Raw genomic sequence first — 14,253 nt, 5'->3', positions numbered from 1 at the left:
CAAGCTGGTCAAGCTGCGTAAAATTCAAGCGCTGGATTTCTCCATTTGCCCAAATGCAAGTCAAGAAAATCCCTGATTAAAATTTAGTCGTAAAGCTCATCTCCTGAAATACGCCTTTCTTTTCAGGGTTATAATCTAATTTTGATAAACTGGCACGCCTCTTGCTTTTTGTTTTTCGCACCGGTCAACGGCGATCGGAGCGAGCAGGGCGCGGCATAGGCGCTTTCAAAGACACAGACGTCGCAAGGTTTTGCAGTCCGGACTTTTCCCGTTCGCAGACGCAAACACCGAGCGGCGTTTTTTTATTTTCCGGTTTTTTCGCAAGCGAAAACGTCACCCACGGGTGGCCCAATAAGGGGAACATGCGAATGAAAAAGATATTCTCCGGCGCTGTCAGCCGCCGCGCGATTTTGAAGACCACGGCCACCGCAGCCCTTGTCAGTGCGGTACGCGGCGCGTTTCCCTCCGGGGCTTTCGCAGCCACCGCCGAGCCTGAGGTCAAAGGCGCAAAACTCGGCTTCATCGCACTCACCGACGCCGCACCGCTCGTTATCGCCGCGGAAAAGGGCCTCTTCGCCAAGCATGGCATGCCTGACGTCGAGGTTCTGAAGCAGGCGTCATGGGGCGCAACGCGCGACAATCTGGTGCTCGGCGGCGCTTCGAACGGTATTGACGGCGCGCATATTCTGACGCCGATGCCGTATCTGATGCATACGGGCAAGGTAACCCAGAACAATGTGCCGGTGCCGATGACAATCCTCGCCCGCCTGAACCTCGACAGCCAAGGCATCTCCGTCGCCAGGGAATATGCAGATACCGGCGTTCAACTCGATGCCTCCAAACTGAAGGTGGCGTTCGAGAAAAAGAAGGCGGAAGGCAAGGAAATCAAGGCCGCGATGACGTTCCCGGGCGGCACGCATGATCTCTGGATCCGCTATTGGCTTGCCGCCGGCGGTATCGATCCCGACAAGGACGTTTCCACCATCGTCGTTCCGCCGCCGCAGATGGTCGCCAACATGAAGGTTGGCAACATGGACGTCTTCTGTGTGGGCGAGCCCTGGAACGAGCAGTTGGTCAATCAGGGCATCGGCTTTACTGCCTGTACGACAGGCGAACTCTGGAAGGGCCATCCGGAAAAGGCGCTCGGCATGCGCGCCGACTGGGTGGAAAGGAACCCCAACGCCGCCAAGGCGCTGCTGATGGCGGTCATGGAAGCGCAGCAATGGTGCGACGAGATGGCGAACAAGGAAGAAATGTCCACCATCCTCGGCAAACGCCAATGGTTCAACGTGCCGCCGAAGGATGTGCTTGGCCGTCTGAAGGGCAATATCAATTACGGCAACGGCCGCGCGCTCGAAAACACCGGCCTGCAGATGAAGTTCTGGCAGGACCATGCCTCCTATCCCTTCCGCAGCCACGACAGCTGGTTCATCACCGAAAACATCCGCTGGGGCAAATTCGCGCCCGACACCGATGTGAAGGCGCTGGTTGCGAAGGTGAACCGAGAGGATATCTGGCGCGCGGCCGCCAAGGATCTCGGCGTAACCGATCTTCCCGCCTCCATCTCGCGCGGCAAGGAAACCTTCTTCGACGGTAAGGTCTTCGACCCGGAAAACCCGTCGGCCTATCTCGAAAGCCTGTCCATCAAGGCGGCCTCCTGAGGAGGAGACCCGGGCGTCGCCCTTCATCCGCCGGCCGCGCTTCCCAACCGGTGCGGCTGAAGACCGGGTGAGGGGCGAGCCCAGACCGTAACCGACATCAAGAGGAAATGCCCATGTCCGCATTGGCCCGAAAATTCAACGAAGAGCCGCAGCAGCAGGCAGCGAAGAAGGCAAATGTCGTGGCGCTCGCGCCGAAACAGTCGCCGCGGATTGATCTGCGCAAATGGGCTGTGGTAGCGGCCCGCAACATCATCCCGCCGTTTGTCGTTCTCGCCATTCTGCTTGCTGTCTGGCAGCTGCTCTGTTCCGCCCCCGGCGCCTCCCTGCCGCCGCCGAGCCAGGTTTTAGAGGAGAGCTACGATCTCATCGTATCGCCGTTCTTCCATAACGGCTCGCAGGATATAGGTCTCGGCCTGCGCGTGCTGGTCTCGCTGGAGCGGGTGGCCTACGGTTTCGGCCTTGCCGCCATCGCCGGCATCATTCTCGGGGCTGTCATCGGCCAGTCGGTCTGGGCGATGCGCGGGCTCGATCCGATCTTTCAGGTGCTGCGCACCGTGCCGCCGCTCGCCTGGCTGCCGCTTTCACTGGCCGCCTTCCAGGACAGCAATCCGTCGGCCATTTTCGTGATCTTCATCACCTCCATCTGGCCGGTCATCATCAATACCGCAGTCGGCGTGCGCAACATTCCGCAGGATTACCGCAACGTGGCGCAGGTGCTGCGGCTGAACCAGCTCGAATTCTTCTTCAAGATCATGCTGCCTTCGGCGGCACCCTACATCTTCACCGGCCTGCGCATCGGCATCGGCCTGTCATGGCTCGCCATCGTGGCGGCGGAAATGCTGACCGGCGGCGTCGGCATCGGCTTCTTCATCTGGGACGCTTGGAATTCCTCGCGCCTGCCCGACATCATCGTGGCACTCGCCTACATCGGCGTCGTCGGCTTCATGCTCGACAAGCTGGTGGCGGCGCTCGGCAACGTCATCACCCGCGGCGCTGCGGCCAACTGAAAGGGCGATAACTATGAACGCATATCTCAAGCTCGATCACATCGACAAATATTTCGACAAGGGCGGCTCGCGCGCCGAGGTGCTGAAAGGCATCAACCTCACTATAGAAAAGGGTGAATTCGTCTCGGTCATCGGCCACTCCGGTTGCGGCAAATCCACCATGCTGAACCTCATCGCCGGGTTGACGAAAGTCTCCGCCGGTGCCGTGCTCCTCGAAAACCGGGAGGTCAACGAACCCGGACCTGAACGCGCCGTCGTGTTTCAGAACCACAGCCTGCTGCCTTGGCTTTCGGTTTATGAAAACGTCAATCTCGCTGTCGAGAAGGTCTTTCGCAACGCCAAGACCCGCCCCGAGCGGCATGACTGGGTCATGCGCAATCTCGATCTCGTTCAGATGGGGCACGCGAAAGACAAAAAGCCTTCGGAAATTTCCGGCGGCATGAAACAGCGTGTCGGCATTGCCCGGGCGCTCGCCATGGAGCCGAAAATCCTGCTGCTGGACGAGCCTTTCGGGGCGCTGGATGCGCTGACCCGCGCCCATCTTCAGGACGCGGTGATGGAAATCCACGCCCGGCTCGGCAACACCATGGTCATGATCACCCATGACGTGGACGAGGCTGTGTTGCTCTCCGACCGTATCGTGATGATGACCAACGGTCCCGCAGCTCACATCGGCGAAGTGCTCGAGGTGCCGCTGGCACGCCCGCGCAACCGTATCGAGCTTGCATCCGACAAGACCTACCTCAAATGCCGCGAGGCCGTGCTGAAGTTCCTTTACGAACGTCACCGCTTCGTCGAAGCCGCGGAGTAACGACCATGACGCAAAAACTCGTCATCATCGGTAATGGCATGGCGCCGGGGCGCATGCTGGAAAACCTGTTCGAAACCGCGCCCGGCCTCTACGATGTCACCATTTTCAACGCTGAGCCGCGTGTTAATTATGATCGCATCATGCTCTCGCCGGTGCTTTCAGGCGAAAAGAGCTACGAGGACATCGTCATCCACAATGACGACTGGTATGCGGCCAATAATGTGACGCTGCACAAGGGTGCGAAGGTCACCGGTATCGATCGGGACAAAAAGACCGTCACCAGCGAAAACAGTATTACGGCTTCCTATGACAAGCTGGTGATCGCCACCGGTTCTCTGCCCTTCATCATTCCCGTCCCCGGCCATCAATTGCCCGGCGTGCTCGCCTATCGCGATCTCGATGATGTGACGAAGATGCTGGAGATCGCAGAAGGAAAGGGCCGCGCCATTGTCATCGGCGCCGGGCTTCTCGGGCTGGAAGCCGCCTATGGTCTCAAGCGTCAGGGAATGGACGTCACCGTCATCCACCTGATGCCGACGATCATGGAGCGTCAGCTTGATCCGGCAGCGGCCTATCTTCTGGAGAAGGCGCTCACCGAGCGCGGCATCGACATCATCACCAAGGCCAATACCAAATGCATTCTTGGCAAGGAGAAGGTCGAAGGCATCGAGCTGGAAGACGGCAGGATCATCAAAGGCGACATGGTGGTGATGGCGGTCGGTATCCGTCCCGCTTCCGGTCTTGCCAGGGAAGCCGGTCTTGCCGTCAATCGCGGTATCGTCGTTGACGATGGCATGATGACGTCGGACGCCTCGATCTATGCGCTCGGCGAATGCGCGGAACATCGCGGCATGTGCTACGGGCTGGTTGCCCCGCTTTATGAATCGGCCCGGGTGTTAGCCAACCGCCTTTGCGGCGGTTCGGCCGAATATCACGGCTCCGTCACTAACACGAAGCTCAAGGTCACCGGCATCAACCTGTTTTCCGCCGGCGATTTCGCAGAAGGCGACGACCGCGAGGAAATCGTGCTGCGAGACGCCACGGCCGGCGTCTACAAGCGCCTGATCCTCAAGGAAAACCGCATCATCGGCGCGGTGCTTTACGGCGAGACGTCGGACGGATCGTGGTTCTTCGACCTGATGAAGAAGTCCACCGATATTTCTGCCATGCGTGAGACCCTGATCTTCGGTCATGCCTATCAGGGAGGGTCGCCGCTGGACCCTATGGCGGCCGTTGCAGCCTTGCCGGATGATGCGGAAATCTGCGGCTGCAACGGCGTTTGCAAGGGTAAGATCACCTCGTCCATCACCTCCAAGGGATTGACGTCTCTGGATGATGTGCGCGCCCACACCAAGGCTTCCGCCTCCTGCGGCAATTGCACCGGCCTCGTCGAACAGCTGATGACGCTGACGCTCGGCGACAGTTATAACCCCGCTGCCGTGCAGCCCATGTGCAAATGCACCGATCTCGGCCACGACGATGTACGCCGTCTCATCAAGGCCAAGGGTCTTAAGACCATTCCCGCTGTGATGCAGGAGCTTGAGTGGAAAACCTCCTGCGGCTGTGCGAAATGCCGGCCGGCGCTCAACTATTACCTCGTCTGCGATTTCCCGGACGAATATGCCGATGACTATCAGTCGCGTTACATCAATGAGCGCGTCCACGCCAACATCCAGAAGGATGGCACCTATTCCGTCGTGCCGCGTATGTGGGGTGGGGTCACCTCCTCCTCCGAACTTCGGGCGATTGCCGATGTGGTCGACAAGTTCGAAATCCCGATGGTGAAGGTGACGGGCGGCCAGCGCATCGACCTTCTCGGCATCGAGAAGGAGGATTTGCCGGCGGTCTGGGCCGATCTCGGCAAGGCCGGGTTCATTTCCGGCCAGGCCTATGCCAAGGGCTTGCGCACCGTGAAGACCTGTGTCGGCCAGCAATGGTGCCGCTTCGGCACGCAGGATTCCACCGGGCTTGGCATCCGCATTGAAAAATTCATGTGGGGCTCGTGGACACCCGCCAAGCTGAAGCTTGCTGTTTCAGGCTGTCCGCGCAACTGCGCCGAGGCCACCTGCAAGGATATTGGCGTCATCTGCGTCGATTCCGGGTTCGAGATCCACTTCGCCGGCGCCGCCGGTCTCGATATCAAGGGCACTGAAGTTCTGGGTCTTGTCAGAACCGAGGATGAGGCGCTGGAGCATATCGTGGCGCTCACCCAAATGTACCGTGAGCAGGCGCGCTACCTTGAGCGCATCTACAAATGGGCCAAGCGCATCGGCTACGACGAGGTTCGTCGCCAGATCATGAATGATGCGGAGAAGCGTCGAGCCTATTTCGAACGCTTCGTCTTCAGCCAGAAATTCGCACAGGTCGATCCCTGGTCCGAGCGTGTGTCCGGCCAAGACAAGCACGAATTCAGGCCCATGGCGGCAATCGGTTTCAGCGAGGCAGCGGAGTGAGAACGATGGAAGGCAACTGGGTCGATATTGGTGACATCTCCGACATCCCACTGCGCGGCGCACGGTGCGTAAAAACGCCGATGGGCAAGATCGCCGTGTTCCGCACAGCGGAAAATCATGTCTTCGCCATCGAGGATCATTGCCCGCACAAGGGCGGGCCGTTGAGCCAAGGCATCGTGCATGGCGCTTCAGTGACGTGTCCGCTGCACAATTGGGTCATTTCGCTGGAGACCGGCAAAGCGCTGGGGGCAGACGAGGGCGAGGTGCGGACCATCCCGGTGCGTAATCTGGATGGAAGGCTTTCGATAGCGCTCGAAACCCTGATGATTGCGGCGGAGTGAATTGCGATGGCGGTGGCTTTACCCCCCTTTGCCCTGCCGGGCATCTCCCCCTCAAGGGGGGAGATCGACAAGCGGAGGGCTCCTCGTTCCCTCTCCACCGGCGACGACGCCAGTTGTGAATGGAAGTTTGTGCCGCGATTGATCTCTCCCCTTGAGGGGGAGATGCCCGGCAGGGCAGAGGGGGGTAAGCGCTACACGTTGAGGCGGCGGAACCGCCACACGCTGAGAGGGCAAACCCATGCCCGTTGAAACCAAAACCACCTGTCCCTATTGCGGCGTCGGCTGCGGCGTCATCGCCACCGTCAACGACGATGGCATCGTTTCCATCAGAGGCGATCAGGACCACCCCGCCAATTTCGGCCGGCTGTGCTCCAAGGGCTCGGCTCTCGCCGAAACCATCGACCTTGAAGGACGCATTCTTCACCCTGAGATCAATGGCAAATGGGCAACATGGGACGAAGCGCTTGATCTCGTCGCTTCCCGCTTCTCCGACACCATTGCCGAACATGGCCCGGATTCGGTCGCCTTTTACGTCTCCGGCCAATTGCTGACGGAGGATTATTACCTTGCCAACAAGCTGATGAAAGGTTTCATCGGTTCGGCCAATATCGATACCAACTCAAGGCTCTGCATGTCGTCCTCGGTCGCCGGCCATCGCCGCGCTTTCGGGGCCGATACGGTGCCGGGCACCTATGAGGATATGGAGCTTGCCGATCTGGTGATCCTCACCGGTTCAAATCTCGCCTGGTGCCATCCCGTCCTCTACCAGAGGCTAGCGGCGGCAAAGGCGGCACGGCCGGAAATGAAAGTCGTTGTCATCGATCCGCGTCGCACGATGAGCGCCGATATTGCCGATATGCACCTCGCCATCCGCCCGGATGGAGACGTGGCCTTGTTTACCGGCCTGCTGGCGCATCTTTCCGGTAGTCCTGCAGTCGATCACGCCTTTGTGGAAGATCACACGGTCGGTTTTGATGCTGCGATGCAGGCAGCAACCGAATATAGCCTGCCTGATATCGCTGAGGCCACCGGGCTGACGATTGCCGAACTGATTTCCTTTTACGAATTGTTCGAACGCACCCAAAAAACCGTCACCTGTTACAGCCAGGGCGTCAACCAATCGCAAAGCGGCACCGACAAGGTCAACGCTATCATCAATTGCCACCTTGCGACCGGTCGCATCGGCAGGCCCGGCATGGGACCGTTTTCGCTGACCGGTCAGCCGAACGCCATGGGCGGGCGCGAGGTCGGCGGGCTGGCCAACATGCTGGCCGCCCATATGGCCATCGAAAGTGCCGGGGATCGTGATCGCGTGCAGCGCTTCTGGGCCTCGCCTGCCATTGCGGAAAAACCCGGCCTCAAAGCCGTTGATATGTTTCGGGCCGTGGCCGATGGCCGCATCAAGGCGCTGTGGATCATGGCAACCAATCCAGTGGTGTCCATGCCTGACGCCGGTGCTGTCGAAGCGGCCATCAAGGCCTGTCCATTCGTCGTGGTGTCCGATGTCATGGACAAGACCGATACGGCGCGCCATGCCCATGTGCTTCTGCCATCGCTTGGCTGGGGGGAAAAAGACGGCACGGTCACCAATTCCGAGCGGCGCATTTCCCGCCAGCGCGGTTTTCTCGATGCACCCGGTGAAGCGAAAGCGGACTGGTGGCAGATGGCGGAAGTGGGCCGGCGCATGGGTTTCGGCGCAGCCTTTGCCTTCCGGCACGCGTCGGAGATTTTCTCCGAACATGCGGCTCTGTCTGGCTTCGAAAATCTGGGCAGTCGCGATTTCGACATCAGTGGCGTCGACCCGAAAGTCTATGACGGGATGGCGCCCTTCCAATGGCCAAGACCGCAGGCAGGTGACGCCGGCACGGCGCGTTTCTTCGCAGATGGCCGGTTTTATCACGCCGATGGCAAGGCGCGGTTCATCGTCACAGCCTTGCCGGAGGTGGACAGAACGTCGGCGGACTATCCGCTGACGCTGAATACCGGGCGCATTCGCGACCAGTGGCATACCATGACCCGCACCGGCAAAAGCGCACGCCTTACCGCCCATATCGCCGAGCCATTCGCCGAGCTTCACCCGCGCGATGCACAGGCGCTGGGCATCGAAAGCGCCGATCTGGTAGAGCTGGAAAGTCCACATGGTAAGGTTCTGCTGCGGGCGTTGATCAGCGAAAGGCAGGCGCGCGGGTCGGTCTTCGCGCCGATGCACTGGAACGACCAGTTCGCCTCGCTGGCGCGGATCGATATGGTTGTGGCCCCGGTCACGGACCCTTATTCCGGCCAGCCCGCCTCGAAAAACACGGGCGTGAGGGCAAGACGTTTCGAAGCGAAGGCTTACGGTTTCGCCATTTCCCGCACCCGGCCCGATGCGCCGGACTGCACCTATTGGGCCATTGCAAAGGCGGATGGCGGCTATCGCATGGAGCTTGCCTTTGCGGAAGAGCCGCAGGACTGGACGCTCTGGGCGCGACAGGTCTTCGGCATCGACGCCGGGATCGAGCCGCTGGGTTACAGCGACCGGCAAACCGGCGATCTGCGCCTTGCCTTTTTCGATGGCGATATACTGCTGGTGGCGCTGTTCATCGCAAGGCGGCCGGTGGCTGTTGCCCGCAACTGGGCGATTTTACAATTGACCGAGCGCCATGAGGATCTGCGAATGCGATTTGCGCTGATCGCCGGTCGCCCCGGAGCCGGCCGTCCCGATCCGGGGGCCACGGTCTGCTCTTGCTTCAATGTCGGCGTCAACCAGATCACGGCCGCAGTCCGGGATGGCTGCCATAGCGTCGAAGCCATCGGCAAGGTGTTGAATGCCGGCACCAATTGCGGCTCGTGCCGCGCCGAAATCAAGGGGGTCATCAATGGATGCCTTAAAACCGCAGCGGAATGAACCGGCCCGTATGGAGAAACTCGCCAAGCTGCCGGTTTTCTGGGGGCTTGAGGGCAAGCGCGTGGTGCTGGCGGGCGGATCGGATGGGGCCGCCTGGAAGGCGGAGCTGTTGCTGGCCTGCGGCGCGGAATTGCATGTCTTTTGTGAGAGGGGTGACCTGTCCGAGACATTTGCAGGGCTCGTTGCCAGAAGCACTCGCCTGCATTTCCATGCCATGCGCTGGCATAGTGGCATATTCGCCAATGCGGAACTGGCGCTGGCGGATTGCGAAACGGATACGGAGGCGGCAGCCTTTCATGCCGCTGCGCGGGCAGCGGGTGTTCCCGTCAACGTCATCGACAAGCCGGAATTCTGCCAGTTCCAGTTCGGCTCCATCGTCAATCGCTCGCCAGTGGTCGTCTCGATCTCCACCGATGGCGCAGCACCTATTCTGGCTCAGGCCATCCGTCGGCGCATTGAGACATTGCTGCCGCCCTCGCTCAGGGATTGGGGCGCGCTTGCCCAGACCATCCGTGAGCGTGTTAACCTGCGGCTGACGCCAGGTCCGTCCCGGCGGCTGTTCTGGGAGAAATTCGTTGATCGGGCCTTTACCGAAAGGCTGGACGAAGAGAGCGCAGAACGATTGCTGATGGCTACCGGAATGCAGGCTTGCGAGGTTGGGGGGCGGGTGACGCTTGTGGGCGCCGGCCCTGGAGACGCCGAACTTCTGACGCTGAAAGCGGTGCGCGCCCTGCAGGCGGCAGATGTCATTCTGTTTGACGATCTTGTCTCAGCCGAGGTGCTGGAGCTGGCGCGGCGGGAGGCCAAGCGCATGCTGGTTGGCAAGCGCGGCGGCCGCGAAAGCTGCAGGCAGGAAGATATCAACGACATGATGATCCGGCTTGCAAAGGCGGGAAAAAGGGTCGTGCGCCTGAAATCCGGCGATCCGATGATTTTCGGGCGCGCCGGTGAGGAGATCGCCGCGCTGGCGGCTGAAAACATTCCCGTCGATGTCGTGCCCGGCATCACCGCGGCAAGCGCCATGGCCTCCCGCATGGGCATTTCCCTGACCCATCGCGACCACGCCCAGTCGGTGCGCTTCATCACCGGCCATTCCCGTCAGGGAAAGCTGCCGGAGAATATTGACTGGACATCGCTTGCCGACCCCGCCGTAACCACGGTTTTTTACATGGGCGGGCGAACCGCGGCGGCAATCCAGTCCTCCTTGCTCGCCCACGGCATGGACGCCTCGACGCCCGTTGCCGTCGTGGTTTCCGTCACCCGGGCGAATGAGCAGCGCTGGTGCGGCACACTCACGCAACTGTCTGCGGCAATCGAGCGGCTGGGGGTAAACGAGCCCGTTCTGATCGGCATTGGCGACGCGTTCCGCGCCGCTTCCCCGGCGCTGTCCTTGATGGACGCAAAGGAGATCCTTCCGCCCGTTCTGATAGCTCGATGACGGACCACGCGCCGCCCCGGCGCAAATTTTTGACACACGACGTCGACGCGGCCACCCACGGTCGGCCTAAACCATCCCTTGACATTGGTTTTTCGTTCGCTCTTCAATAAAACGAAAAAATTGAAAGAGGAGGGAGGGCGAAATGTTGCTCACACCGCGTCAGGATGAAATCGTCGCGCTGGCGAAAGCGAACGGGCGAGTGCTGGTCGACGAGCTGGCATCGCGGTTTTCCGTCACCCCTCAGACGATCCGCAAGGACCTGAACGACCTCTGCGATACCCGTGTTCTGACCCGCATCCACGGCGGCGCGCTTTTTCCAAGCGGCAATGAAAATGTCAAATACGAGGCTCGGCGGGCGATTGCTTCCGTGGAGAAACAGGCGATCGGGGCCGCTGCCGCCGCTCTCATTCCCAACAATTCGTCGCTTTTCATCAACATCGGCACGACCACGGAGGCGGTGGGCGAAGCGCTGGCGGATCATCACGAACTGATGGTCATCACAAATAATATAAATGTTGCCAACAGGTTACGCGTTTTCCCGGGTATTGAGGTGGTGATTGCCGGTGGTGTCGTGCGCGGCTCCGATGGCGGCATTGTCGGCGAAGCGGCCGTGGATTTCATTCGCCAGTTCAAAGTGGATTTCGCCGTCATCGGCGTGTCCGCCATCGATGAGGACGGCGCCCTGCTGGATTTCGATTTCCGCGAGGTCAAGGTTGCGCAGGCAATCATCTCCAACGCGCGCCATGTGATTCTGGTATCGGATTCGCTCAAATTCGAACGGACGGCCCCTGTCCGCATCGGCCATCTTTCGCAGGTTCATACCTTCATCACCGATCATTGTCCGATTGATTCCATCCGCGGCATCTGCGCCGATCACGATGTCCGGCTGATCGAAACGGAGGCCCGCGGCACCTGATCCACGGGCTGTCGGAATTTCGTTTGACATTCGTTTTGTCTTCGAATTAGATGGTCGTGCTTTTAATATATCGATGAGGAGAGCGTCGATGAAAGCGCGGGAGGGTGCATGTCTGACGAGGCAATTCACGATATTTTCGTGATCGGCGGCGGTATCAATGGCTGCGGCATTGCGCGCGACGCCGTCGGCAGGGGCTATTCCGTCGCACTTGCGGAAATGAACGATTTCGCCTCCGGTACGTCGTCTGCTGCAACCAAGCTCATTCATGGCGGCCTGCGTTATCTCGAACATTACGAGTTTCGCCTGGTGCGCGAAGCACTGATGGAACGCGAGGTTCTGTGGGCCATGGCGCCTCACATCATCTGGCCCATGCGTTTCGTGCTGCCCTTCCAGAAGGGCGGTGTGCGTCCGGCGTGGCTCGTGCGTCTCGGGCTCTTCCTTTACGATCATCTTGGCGGTCGCAAGCTTCTGCCCGCCACCCGCTCGCTCGATCTGCGCCGTGATCCGGCCGGAAAGCCTTTGAAACCGATTTTCGCCCGGGCTTTCGAATATTCCGACGGATGGGTCGATGACGCCCGCCTGGTTGTGCTGAACGCCCGTGATGCCGCTGACCGTGGCGCGTTGATCCTCAATCGGACGCAGGTGGTTTCCGCGCGCCGCGACGGCGCGTTCTGGCGGGTCGAGACGAGAAATGCCGCCGGAGAAACGCAGGTCCACTGGGCGCGGATGTTGGTGAATGCCGCCGGTCCATGGGTCGACAGGGTTCTGTCGGCGACCTTCGGCAAAAACAACGTTCACAATGTTCGCCTCGTCCAGGGCAGCCATATCATCGTGCGCAAGAAGTTCTCCGATCCGCGCGCCTACTTCTTTCAGAATCCGGATGGCCGCATCATTTTCGCCATCCCTTACGAACAGGATTTCACCCTGATCGGCACGACGGATCGCGACTATACCGGTGACCCCCGGGCTGTTAAGATCAGCGACGCGGAAATCAGCTATCTCTGCAGCGCGGCGAGTGAATATTTTGCCGAACCGGTGAAGCCGGCCGATATTGTCTGGACCTATTCCGGGGTGCGGCCGCTTTTTGATGACGGCGCGTCAAAAGCGCAGGAGGCGACGCGTGATTATGTCTTGAAGACCGAGGGGACCGACGGCGAGGCACCACTTCTCAATATTTTCGGCGGCAAGCTCACCACTCATCGGCGACTCGCCGAACATGCTCTTGAAAAGATCGGCGATGCGCTGGGAACAAAGGGAGCCCCATGGACAGCGGGTTCTCATCTGCCGGGCGGAAATTTCAATGTAGAAGCTTATGCTGCGAAGGTTTCTGCGCTGCTATCGCGTTATCCCTTCATGGAAAAGCGTCATGCGGAGCGGCTTGTACGCTGCTACGGCACCGATGTGGCGGCGATGATAGGCAATGCGACAGACGCGTCGGCGCTTGGGCGGCATTTCGGCGGCACGCTCTATGAAGCCGAAGTTCGCTGGCTGATGGCGCGGGAATGGGCGCTGACGGCGGAGGATATTCTGTGGCGCCGTACCAAGCAGGGGCTTTTTTTGACCCCCGACGAGGTGCGTGGGTTGGAGGACTACATCGATGACATTGCAGGTGGACGATTGAAGGCAATCTGACGATCCGGACAAAAGCGGAGGAGGCTTTGGATCACCATGCTTGAATTGCGAAATGTCTCGAAGATGGTGGGCGGTGACTATCATATTCATCCCACGGATCTGACGTTGCAGCGCGGAAGCCTGAACGTTCTGCTTGGACCGACGCTTTCGGGCAAGACGTCGCTCATGCGGCTTATGGCGGGGCTGGACAAGCCAAGCAGCGGCTCGATCCTGGTCAACGGCGAGGATGTGACCGGCTGGCCGGTCCAGAAGCGCAACGTCGCCATGGTGTACCAACAGTTCATCAACTATCCGGCGCTCAGCGTTTACGAAAACATTGCCTCGCCGATGCGGGTTGCGGGCAAGGATCAGGCAACCATCGACCGGGAAGTCAGAAAAGCCGCGGAGCTTCTGAGGCTGACGCCCTATCTCGACCGTACGCCGCTCAATCTTTCCGGCGGCCAGCAGCAGCGCACGGCACTTGCCCGCGCCATCGTCAAGAACGCCACTCTGGTGCTGCTCGATGAGCCGTTGGCCAATCTCGACTACAAGCTGCGCGAAGAATTGCGCGAGGAGCTGCCGCGCATTTTCGCGGAGTCGGGCGCGATCTTCGTTTATGCCACCACAGAGCCGTCAGAGGCGCTGCTGTTGGGCGGCAATACGGCAACACTCAACGAGGGCAGGGTAACCCAGTTCAGTCGCACCATCGAGGTTTACCGGCGCCCGGTGGATATTGTGACGGCGGAAATTTTCGCCGACCCGCCGCTCAACACCATCGAGGTCATCAAGATGGGTGGAGCCTTTACCCGTGCTGATCGCGCAGTTGTCGCGGTGCCGGCGCACCTTGCCACCATGCCGGATGGACCTTTGACCATCGCTTTCCAGCCGCATCATCTTTTCCCGCAGGCGAAGGGTGAAGCACGGCAATCCATACGGGCGCGGACGCTGATCTCGGAAATCGCCGGGTCGGAAAGCTTCGTGCACGTGGAATTTTCGGGCCGACGCTGGGTCATGCTGGCGCATGGCATCCACGACATCGAACCGGACAGGGATATCGAGCTGTTTCTCGATACAAGCCACCTGATGGCATTCGACGCAAATGGCCGCGCTATCGGCGAAGCGGCGTAA

10 protein-coding genes are annotated in these 14,253 nt (G+C 60.1%); all 10 read left to right on the top strand.

Annotation, left to right across the window (positions count from 1 at the left end; translation table 11 throughout):
* Positions 1 to 368: 368 nt before the first annotated feature.
* The 10 genes from DOU54_RS04220 to DOU54_RS04175 all read left to right on the top strand — a co-directional run bounded on the left by DOU54_RS04220 (position 369) and on the right by DOU54_RS04175 (position 14,253).
* Positions 369 to 1,661: a CmpA/NrtA family ABC transporter substrate-binding protein gene (locus tag DOU54_RS04220; RefSeq protein ID WP_113730821.1), complete on the top strand. Its 1,293-nt coding sequence runs from the start codon at positions 369 to 371 to the stop codon at positions 1,659 to 1,661.
* Between the two features lie 113 nt (positions 1,662 to 1,774).
* Positions 1,775 to 2,668: a nitrate ABC transporter permease gene (gene ntrB, locus DOU54_RS04215; protein WP_072494984.1), complete on the top strand. Its 894-nt coding sequence runs from the start codon at positions 1,775 to 1,777 to the stop codon at positions 2,666 to 2,668.
* 13 nt (positions 2,669 to 2,681) lie between these two features.
* The gene (locus DOU54_RS04210) at positions 2,682 to 3,479 is read left to right on the top strand and encodes an ABC transporter ATP-binding protein (RefSeq protein WP_113730820.1); all 798 of its coding nucleotides are present in this window, start codon (positions 2,682 to 2,684) and stop codon (positions 3,477 to 3,479) included.
* A gap of 5 nt (positions 3,480 to 3,484) precedes the next feature.
* Positions 3,485 to 5,932: a nitrite reductase large subunit NirB gene (gene nirB / locus DOU54_RS04205; RefSeq protein ID WP_113730818.1), complete on the top strand. Its 2,448-nt coding sequence runs from the start codon at positions 3,485 to 3,487 to the stop codon at positions 5,930 to 5,932.
* A 5-nt stretch (positions 5,933 to 5,937) separates the two neighbouring features.
* A complete protein-coding gene (gene nirD / locus DOU54_RS04200; RefSeq protein ID WP_004437252.1) occupies positions 5,938 to 6,273 on the top strand; it encodes a nitrite reductase small subunit NirD in 336 nt (111 codons plus the stop codon).
* A gap of 238 nt (positions 6,274 to 6,511) precedes the next feature.
* Positions 6,512 to 9,160, top strand: coding sequence for a nitrate reductase (locus tag DOU54_RS04195; protein WP_072494987.1), 2,649 nt, complete (start codon positions 6,512 to 6,514; stop codon positions 9,158 to 9,160).
* A complete protein-coding gene (cysG, locus tag DOU54_RS04190) occupies positions 9,132 to 10,598 on the top strand; it encodes a siroheme synthase CysG (RefSeq protein WP_193603297.1) in 1,467 nt (488 codons plus the stop codon). The genes DOU54_RS04195 and cysG overlap by 29 nt, the downstream gene beginning before the upstream one ends.
* A gap of 142 nt (positions 10,599 to 10,740) precedes the next feature.
* Positions 10,741 to 11,514, top strand: a complete 774-nt coding sequence (locus tag DOU54_RS04185; protein ID WP_006699927.1) for a DeoR/GlpR family DNA-binding transcription regulator — start codon at positions 10,741 to 10,743, stop codon at positions 11,512 to 11,514.
* Between the two features lie 108 nt (positions 11,515 to 11,622).
* On the top strand, positions 11,623 to 13,146 hold the full coding sequence (locus DOU54_RS04180) for a glycerol-3-phosphate dehydrogenase (RefSeq protein ID WP_113730816.1): 1,524 nt from the start codon (positions 11,623 to 11,625) through the stop codon (positions 13,144 to 13,146).
* 36 nt (positions 13,147 to 13,182) lie between these two features.
* The gene (locus DOU54_RS04175; protein WP_113730815.1) at positions 13,183 to 14,253 is read left to right on the top strand and encodes an ABC transporter ATP-binding protein; all 1,071 of its coding nucleotides are present in this window, start codon (positions 13,183 to 13,185) and stop codon (positions 14,251 to 14,253) included.

This window comes from Agrobacterium sp. MS2 (assembly GCF_003261015.1).
Classification (GTDB): Bacteria; Pseudomonadota; Alphaproteobacteria; order Rhizobiales; family Rhizobiaceae; genus Agrobacterium; species Agrobacterium pusense.
Note: the sequence above shows the minus strand (reverse complement) of the source record. Positions and strands in the feature narration are given on the sequence as shown.

Excerpts from the sequence above, each read along its gene's own strand:
- DOU54_RS04220 (WP_113730821.1), top strand. The coding sequence starts at position 369 with ATGAAAAAGATATTCTCCGGCGCTGTCAGCCGCCGCGCGATTTTGAAG.
- ntrB (WP_072494984.1), top strand. The coding sequence starts at position 1,775 with ATGTCCGCATTGGCCCGAAAATTCAACGAAGAGCCGCAGCAGCAGGCA.
- DOU54_RS04210 (WP_113730820.1), top strand. The coding sequence starts at position 2,682 with ATGAACGCATATCTCAAGCTCGATCACATCGACAAATATTTCGACAAG.
- nirB (WP_113730818.1), top strand. The coding sequence starts at position 3,485 with ATGACGCAAAAACTCGTCATCATCGGTAATGGCATGGCGCCGGGGCGC.
- nirD (WP_004437252.1), top strand. The coding sequence starts at position 5,938 with ATGGAAGGCAACTGGGTCGATATTGGTGACATCTCCGACATCCCACTG.
- DOU54_RS04195 (WP_072494987.1), top strand. The coding sequence starts at position 6,512 with ATGCCCGTTGAAACCAAAACCACCTGTCCCTATTGCGGCGTCGGCTGC.
- cysG (WP_193603297.1), top strand. The coding sequence starts at position 9,132 with ATGGATGCCTTAAAACCGCAGCGGAATGAACCGGCCCGTATGGAGAAA.
- DOU54_RS04185 (WP_006699927.1), top strand. The coding sequence starts at position 10,741 with ATGTTGCTCACACCGCGTCAGGATGAAATCGTCGCGCTGGCGAAAGCG.
- DOU54_RS04180 (WP_113730816.1), top strand. The coding sequence starts at position 11,623 with ATGTCTGACGAGGCAATTCACGATATTTTCGTGATCGGCGGCGGTATC.
- DOU54_RS04175 (WP_113730815.1), top strand. The coding sequence starts at position 13,183 with ATGCTTGAATTGCGAAATGTCTCGAAGATGGTGGGCGGTGACTATCAT.